The organism is Streptomyces sp. NPDC006197, assembly GCF_040613865.1.
Lineage (GTDB): Bacteria > Actinomycetota > Actinomycetes > Streptomycetales > Streptomycetaceae > Streptomyces.
In genome coordinates this window covers 1-2955 of sequence record NZ_JBEXSZ010000279.1, presented here as the reverse complement: position 1 = coordinate 2955, position 2955 = coordinate 1, and the positions used below count along the sequence as shown (strand labels likewise).

Sequence of the window (2955 nt, the reverse complement as noted above, 5' to 3'; positions counted from 1 at the left end):
TGGTGGACGGCCCACCGGCTGGGCAACCCCCGTGGCAGATGGTGGGCGGGACTCGCCGCCACCCTCACCGCCATGATCGGCGTCACCTTCATGGGGGGCGGCGACGCCAGCGGCGAATGCGTCGTCAACCACGACCTCCTCGAACCGTTCCACACCACCCAGGGTCTGTGGAACCTCGCGATGACGGTGCCGCTCGGACTCTTCGCCCTGCTCGCCTCGCGCCGTCCCCTCCCCGTACTCGTCGGTGTCGTCTCGCTGCCCCTGGCCGTCGAGTTCACCCAGGGGACCGTGGACGGGCTGGGGCGCCTGTGCGACAGCGCGGACGCCGAGACGAACATCCTGGGAGGCGTCGCGGGCGCCGCCCTCGCCCTCCTGACGCTCGCCGTACGGAGGCGGGTCGACTGGCTCGCCGGGGCCAGGGCCGCGCTGTTCGCGTCCGCGGCCCTGCTGGTGATCGGGGTGGGGGCGGCGCGCACGGCGGTGGCCTTCACCCATGTGGACGGCACGGGCCTCTCGGCCGCCGGCACCGACCAGCGCGGGACGGTGGAGAAGGCCCTGCGGGAGGCGTTCGGCGACCGGTACGTCCTGGGGAGGACCTACAACCAGCCCTGCCTGGACCTGCCCTGTACGAATGTCGTGTTCGGTCTCCTCCGCCGTGACGAGGCGCACCCGGAGGGGTACGGGAACGGGACCCTGTCCTGGCCGGACGGGGAACGACTGGACATCTCGTTCGAGGACGGCGACCGCCCCACCGCCATGGGGTTCCCGGTGCCCGGCGCCAAGGCGCCCTCCGGCGAGAAGGAGGCGTACGAGGCGGCGCGGGCGTACATGCGGGCGCACCACCCCTGGGCGGAGGAGGCGGGGGCCCACGCGACGTACCCCGTGGGGAGGAAAGCGGAGTTCGGATGGACGACCCGCTGGACCTGGACGCAGGACGGCGTCCTGATGCCCCGGTCGCTGGAGGTACAGATCGACCGGCAGGGACGCGTCTCCCAGCTCGACGTGAACGACGGGCCCACGCGCCTGGAGCTCGAGAAGGCGAAGCTGAGCGCGGAGCAGGCGGAACGAGCCGCACGAGAGGACTTCACCGCCCGGTCCGGGGACAGGGGGTCCCGGACGACATCCGGTTCGAGGCGTTCGCGCTCAGGGCCGTGGAGAGGGGCGGCGCCTGGCGTCCGGAGTGGCTGGTGAACGTCGTGCTGGGCGCGGTGGAGCAGACGACCTCCCCGCCGGACTCGGCCACGACGGACGTGCTGTGGGTGGACTCCGTGTCCGGAGACGTCCGCAACAGTGCCTTCGGCACGGGGAGGTGACGTCGCCCCTCCAACTGCTCACACACTCGCCAGGAGGTCGTCGAGCGGCGCCGGCACCCGGTCAGCGTCCAGGGCCTCCGCCAGGAGGGTGCCGTAGCGGATCTTGCGGCCCTTCTTCGTGCCGAGGAAGCGCCGCAGCTGCCGGTGCCGGGGCCGGCCGTGCTGGGCGGGCTGGGTCAGGAAGGTCTGCCAGGGGCGCAGGTCGCCCTCCGTCCGGATGATCTCCTCGACCTTCGCCGGGCCCAGCGCGCGGATGAGCTCGTCCTCCAGGTCCGCCACACAGACGAAGAAGTCCTCCCGCGGGGCTCCGGCCCGCATCAGGCCGCGCTCGTAGAAGCCCCGCTCGCGCTCGTCGCACAGGCCCGTCAGACGCAGGCCGAGACCGGGCGGCCCGAGCAGTTCGGCGTAGCGGGCGATGCTCATCGCCCCGCCCATGGACACCACGCACACGCCTTCCGCGGCGAGGTCCCGGCCGCGTCGCGCGGCCAGCGTCTCGACGGCCGCGAAGTCGCTCGGGCCCTCCAGGAGCACCACCGTGCGCAGCCCCAGGGCCACGGCCAGGTCCCGCGCCGTGTCTCCGCCGGAACCGCCGGCCGCCCAGCGGCCCACCTCGTCCCGGAACGCCCCCGTGTCCGCCAACGCCCTCGTGTCTGCCATGGGGCGAGTCTGCCCGTCCACGGTCCGGCAGGGCAGCGAATATTCGACCGGGGCCGGTCCCTCAGTCGTTCACGGCCGTCAGCAGCACCACCGCGTCCTCCAGCGCCGTCAGCCCGTGCCGTTCCTTCGGGATCATCCGCAGCGTGCCGGCCCGCAGCTCCTCGGACCGTCCGGCCGCCGTCAGGCTCACCCGGCCCCGCAGCACCTGGAGGCTCGCGGCCGGTGGCGCGTTGTGCTCGTCCAAGGAGGTGCCCGAGGTCAGGGCGATGACGGTCTGCCGCAGCACCCCGTCGTGCATCACCAGATGGGCGCTGCGCCCGTGCGGCGCCGTACGGGCCGCGGTCAGGTGCTCGTCGGCGAGGGCGGTGAGGTCCAGCATCATGACTCTCCCTGCGGGATGCGCGGGCGGATACCCCCAGCCTCCCGTGTGACGTCCGGGACGCAACTCGGGACCGCCGGTCGCGCGGAGACCACCACCAGCCCGCCGACGGCGACGCACGCCCCCGCCGCGAGCAGCGCGGCCGGCCAGCCGTACGCCGCGTACAGCCAGGACCCGGCGAGGGAGCCGAGGGCCCCGCCGCCGAACGTGGCCAGCATGAAGACCGTGTTGACCCGGGCCGCCACCGCCCGGCCGATCCCGAAGATCCGCGCCTGGCTGGCCACCTGGCACGAGCTGACCCCGACCACCAGCAGGTTCGCCCCGGCCACCAGGGCCACCGGGGCGTACGGGGCGAGCCCGGCCGCCGCGAGGCCGAGCCCCGCGCACACCAGCCCCCCGGCGTTCACCGCCGAGGCCCCGTACCGGTCGGCCAGCGGCCCCGCCATCGCCGAGAGCAACGCCGCCGGCAGGGTCAGCACCCCGAAGAGGCCCGCCGCCCCCGGCCCGTACCCGAGCGGCGGGGCCGCCAGGTGGAAGGCGAGCACGGACCAGAAGACGCTGAACGCCGCGAAGACGCACGCCCCGAGCAGCGCCGAGATCCGCAGC

The 2955-nt window shown here is 74.1% G+C and carries 5 protein-coding genes; 2 read left to right on the top strand and 3 right to left on the bottom strand.

Translation table 11 applies throughout. The features are described 5' to 3' along the window. Nucleotides 1–1191, top strand: a 1191-nt coding sequence (locus ABZ318_RS39350) for a VanZ family protein (protein ID WP_356907214.1), incomplete at its 5' end; no start/stop codon positions are given. Next, nucleotides 1188–1313: a hypothetical protein gene (locus tag ABZ318_RS39345; protein WP_356907213.1), complete on the top strand. Its 126-nt coding sequence runs from the start codon at nt 1188–1190 to the stop codon at nt 1311–1313. The genes ABZ318_RS39350 and ABZ318_RS39345, both read left to right, overlap by 4 nt. Before the next feature lie 18 nt (nt 1314–1331). On the opposite strand, the gene ABZ318_RS39340 is transcribed toward ABZ318_RS39345, so the two are convergent. The 3 genes from ABZ318_RS39340 to ABZ318_RS39330 all read right to left on the bottom strand — a co-directional run. Further along, on the bottom strand, nt 1332–1952 hold the full coding sequence (locus ABZ318_RS39340) for a TOPRIM nucleotidyl transferase/hydrolase domain-containing protein (protein ID WP_356907215.1): 621 nt from the start codon (nt 1950–1952) through the stop codon (nt 1332–1334). A gap of 79 nt (nt 1953–2031) precedes the next feature. After that, on the bottom strand, nt 2032–2349 hold the full coding sequence (locus tag ABZ318_RS39335; RefSeq protein WP_030690157.1) for a cupin: 318 nt from the start codon (nt 2347–2349) through the stop codon (nt 2032–2034). Beyond that, nucleotides 2349–2955 (bottom strand): MFS transporter (locus ABZ318_RS39330; RefSeq protein WP_356907212.1); only part of this gene is annotated, 607 nt, incomplete at its 5' end. The genes ABZ318_RS39330 and ABZ318_RS39335, both read right to left, overlap by 1 nt.

Excerpts from the sequence above, each read along its gene's own strand:
- ABZ318_RS39335 (WP_030690157.1), bottom strand. The coding sequence starts at position 2,349 with ATGCTGGACCTCACCGCCCTCGCCGACGAGCACCTGACCGCGGCCCGT.